Here is a 3693-nt window from a genome sequence, read left to right as displayed (position 1 = left end):
ACCATCGTCGCGGGCATGCTGATCACGCTGATGGCGATGGAGAAGCTGAAACAGGATGGCAGCTACGACCGGATGTCGCCGGAGGAGCGCGAGCGGCTGCCGCTCGACCTGGGCCTCGTGGCCATTGATATGTTGCTGAAGAAAAAGCAGCACTGATGATCACCGAAGTCCTCACCCGCTGGTCGAGGGAGCGGCTGCGGAAGGGTGCAAGCAAGCGCAACCGATGTACGGGGTAGCGCAACCGGCTCCCATCCTGCTTTGCCATGACCGACCTGACCCGGCGCCGAAGCGAAAACGATCAACACGAAACCTGGCACATCAATTCCGCCGACGTCCGCATAGGGACGATCGGCATCCGCGCTGGCGTGCCGATAAGCGCTGATCAATGGCCTGGAGTCTTGGGTTTTATCCAGGCATGGAGCCCAGCACGCAGCGCTCGGGCTCGGCTACAACATTCGACCAAGCCCGCGCCGCATTCGAGCGGGCATCGCAGCAGGTGGAGCCGACGCTTCGCGAGGACGATTTTGGCGACGCGACCGCGATTTCCACGCATGGAAGCGCCGCATGCAAGCTGAGGGGTGCCAGATGCCGACGCAAAACTCCAACGGCTGGTCGAGGTGCTTCTGCGGCGAGCCGATCCCGATTGCGTACGAGGTGCACATCTACACCGTTCACCGGTCGGCGCATGAACAAACACGTCGAGAAACGCCCCTTCGCCGAGCCCGAAGCCGCCGCGCGCAAACTTAGTTCCGTCAGCTCAAGTAGAGCATCACAAGCCTCCGGGAAAACTCGGCAGTCGGCTGAGAAAAATCCGGGCAGCAGGACCAGAGGCATTGCCAAGCCTCCGGGAAAACTAGGAACCCGGCCCGGCAGTGCAAGTTGGTGCGGCATGCCAAGGTTTTACTTCGACTACCGCAGTCCGGCCGTCGTTATTGATCATGAGGGTATCGATCTTGCGGACCTTAGGGCCGTCGAACGGTTAGCGCGCGAATTATTAGGAGAAACCATCATTTGTGGTGCTGGCACAGGACCTATCGAAGTCGAGGCAAGAGACGAGTTTGGTCCAATACTGCGCATGACCGCTACGATAGAGGTCAAAAGGCGCACCGAACACGGCGGCCGAACGTGATCGCGCTTCGGAAGCGACCATTCTTTTTCCTGACAGGTGCGGGAACATAGCGTAGGCGCCGCAGTGCGCAGGTTCGATTGATCTACATCAACCTCCTGCGCGGAGAGAGCCGCAATCTCGCGAGCGGGGCTTAAGGACTTCATAGAAGGGTTTCTGTCATGCTCCGCTATATTCTCGCTCCTCTTGCCGCTTTCGTTTTGCTCATCGCCTGCTTGATCCCCGATGATGCCGAGGCTCGGCGCGGCGGAGGTGCCTATCGGGGTGGCGGCGGTTACCGCGGCGGTGCGGTCGCAGTTCGAGGACCGCGGGGCGGCGGCGCTGTTGCAGTGCGCGGCGCAGGCTACCGGGGCTACGGCTATCGGGGCGGCTATCGCGGCTACGGCTATCGGGGCTACGGTGTCGGAGCGGCAGCGGTAGGCGCGGCTGCCGTTGGCGCTGCTGCGTACCGCCGCAGTTGCTACGATGCGTACGGAAACTATATTTGCGCCTATTAATACGTGGCGCGCGATAGCGCGGCCCCAGAGCGAGCCCACGGCGTGTATCGGCGTCGGGTCGGCCTTGAGGTCGGGGGCGTCGGCCATCAGGCTGCCGAGCCGCAGGTAGATTGCTTCTGCCGTCAATGGGTCTGTCATATCCGTTCCGCGCTGAAATCAGCGGGAGTGTATTTATATGCCGATCGGTAGACAAAGGGCTGCATGAGCGCCATGGCGGTCAGCCCGCCTCACTCCGGCAAATCCTTGCAGAGCTTGATCACGATCATGACTGTCGAGCCGACTGCAATTACCACCGCGCAGACAAACGGCAACTCCTGGAGCATGCCGACAAGGGCCGCTCGAACACGGAACGATCTTTTCAATTGCGCGAAGCGCAAGCCTGCCACACCCATCGGACATCTCCGTTTGGCCCCCAGCAGCAGCGGTCTGATACTCAGCGCGCGAAATGAGGCCCGGCTATTGCCGCTTTGGCTGTTCCCTACATCAAGGTGAACAAACCGTTGCGAAGCCGTGGGTCGGTTCACTTTTGAACTTAGGTGATCCACACCTCGCGGCATTTCGCGCATGCGACCCGAACGATGTCGAACAGACAGATGCTATACGGTGACGGCAGCAATCTCTCTTTCGTCACGGATATTCCAAAGCAGCGCGGAGCGCACCGACGTGAGTGGGCAAAGTACAGTGCGCCTGTTGACGTCGAGCGAAGAGCGGCTCGCCGGACATAGGAACGACGGATGACAGGGAGCGTTTGCGTCGGCTGGCCATTGCACGGGCCAGTAAAGGGCGCCCCGACCCACATTTCCCCCAGCCCTTGTGGGCGGGGCCGTTCCAATCCGTCGCGCATAACGCCTATCACCGCAGCCGATCTTGACGCCCTTGCCGCGCCCTGTTGGATTGATGCTCCGGCCCGGTGGAGTGGTGTTATGCGTTCTTCCCCGTCAATTGTTCCTGGCTTCGACCGGGACATCTATCTGGTGCTCAATGATTTCGGCGGCATCTGGGCCGGTCCTGGAGCGAGACGGACGAGGAGCACACCGACCGCGAGACGCTCCTGCGCCACCTGATGGAGGGGCAATAACCCCGCCCCATCGTGAGCTTCAACACTGGTGAGGGCTGGTCGCGGGATGCCTCCGAGGACATTGCCGAGGCGCTGCAACAGCGGTGCTCCGTGCGCGGCGAGGTTCCGCCATCACTTGAGGCGTTCCTCGAAACCCACGGGCGCGGGGCCACCGTCCAACTATCCCTGCTCTGAACAGCCATGACCCCTTTCGGCCTGGTCATCGTCGCGGTCATCGTCACGCTGTTTGTCGTCGCGTTGGCGACGCCCGCCGGACGGGTCGCCTTAATCGGTCGCGCCCGCGGGATGGTCCTCATGCTGGTCTGGCTCGCACTGCTCGCGCTGCTCGGTACCATGTGGGCGCGGCGCCGGCGAAGCGTGCCGCCTGCCACTCGGGATGTTTCGTGCTTGAGCGCACAAGGACCCAATAGAAGCGACCTGGAATCAACTGTGTGACGTCAGTCATGGAATCACTTGCAGACCCCTCGCTCACGCTGCCGCGCGACGCTCGGCCCAGCGCAGACGCATGGGCTTGCCGCCCGGCGGGTTGCGCGGACCGTTCCCGTCTAGCGCGCGTAGCGCTTCCAGAATTTCGTCGATATGAACAAGCGCCTTTAGTCCGTCCGGCGAGCGTAACGCTGGACAGGACGCGATCGCCGAGGCGTCAGAAGCCCATGACGCGAGGATGGCCCGCTTCTCGGCCAGACTCAAATTCGGGTCAGCGACGACCTCGCGCGGATGCGAGAACACCGTGCCGGGGTGAAGAAGAGCATTTAAATCGAAGACGTTTATCGTGTGTGGGCGTCGTCCGCATGGCTAAAGCTCCTACCAATCATAAGACGCATTAGGGTGGCCGCGCGGGAGCACCCGCGCGGCGGCGATCGGAACCAGGCCGCGGGTTGGTCAGGCGGCCTTGCCTTCGATCTGCTTGACCTGCCCGGCGCTTGCGCCCGCGATGGCGATGCGCCGCGGCTTCATGGCCTCGGGAATCTCGCGTTGAAGCTCGATGACCA

General features: G+C 62.2%; 3 protein-coding genes and 1 pseudogene. 1 reads left to right on the top strand and 3 read right to left on the bottom strand.

What is annotated here, in order from left to right:
* Positions 1-1850: 1850 nt before the first annotated feature.
* On the bottom strand, positions 1851-2015 hold the full coding sequence (locus QJT78_RS49400) for a hypothetical protein (RefSeq protein WP_193375716.1): 165 nt from the start codon (positions 2013-2015) through the stop codon (positions 1851-1853).
* 866 nt (positions 2016-2881) lie between these two features.
* On the opposite strand from QJT78_RS49400, the gene QJT78_RS49390 reads away from it, so the two are divergent.
* Positions 2882-3136, top strand: coding sequence for a hypothetical protein (locus QJT78_RS49390; RefSeq protein WP_038946040.1), 255 nt, complete (start codon positions 2882-2884; stop codon positions 3134-3136).
* A 33-nt stretch (positions 3137-3169) separates the two neighbouring features.
* On the opposite strand, the gene QJT78_RS49385 is transcribed toward QJT78_RS49390, so the two are convergent.
* Positions 3170-3472: a hypothetical protein gene (locus QJT78_RS49385; protein ID WP_038946039.1), complete on the bottom strand. Its 303-nt coding sequence runs from the start codon at positions 3470-3472 to the stop codon at positions 3170-3172.
* A 111-nt stretch (positions 3473-3583) separates the two neighbouring features.
* Positions 3584-3693 (bottom strand): annotated as a pseudogene (locus QJT78_RS49380) (heat-shock protein); the annotation flags it as partial.

The organism is Bradyrhizobium sp. Mp27, from assembly GCF_029953005.1.
Taxonomy (GTDB): domain Bacteria; phylum Pseudomonadota; class Alphaproteobacteria; order Rhizobiales; family Xanthobacteraceae; genus Bradyrhizobium; species Bradyrhizobium barranii.
Note: the sequence above shows the minus strand (reverse complement) of the source record. Positions and strands in the feature narration are given on the sequence as shown.

Coding starts and splice junctions, on each gene's coding strand:
- QJT78_RS49390 (WP_038946040.1), top strand. CDS start 2,882: ATGACCCCTTTCGGCCTGGTCATCGTCGCGGTCATCGTCACGCTGTTT.
- QJT78_RS49400 (WP_193375716.1), bottom strand. CDS start 2,015: ATGGGTGTGGCAGGCTTGCGCTTCGCGCAATTGAAAAGATCGTTCCGT.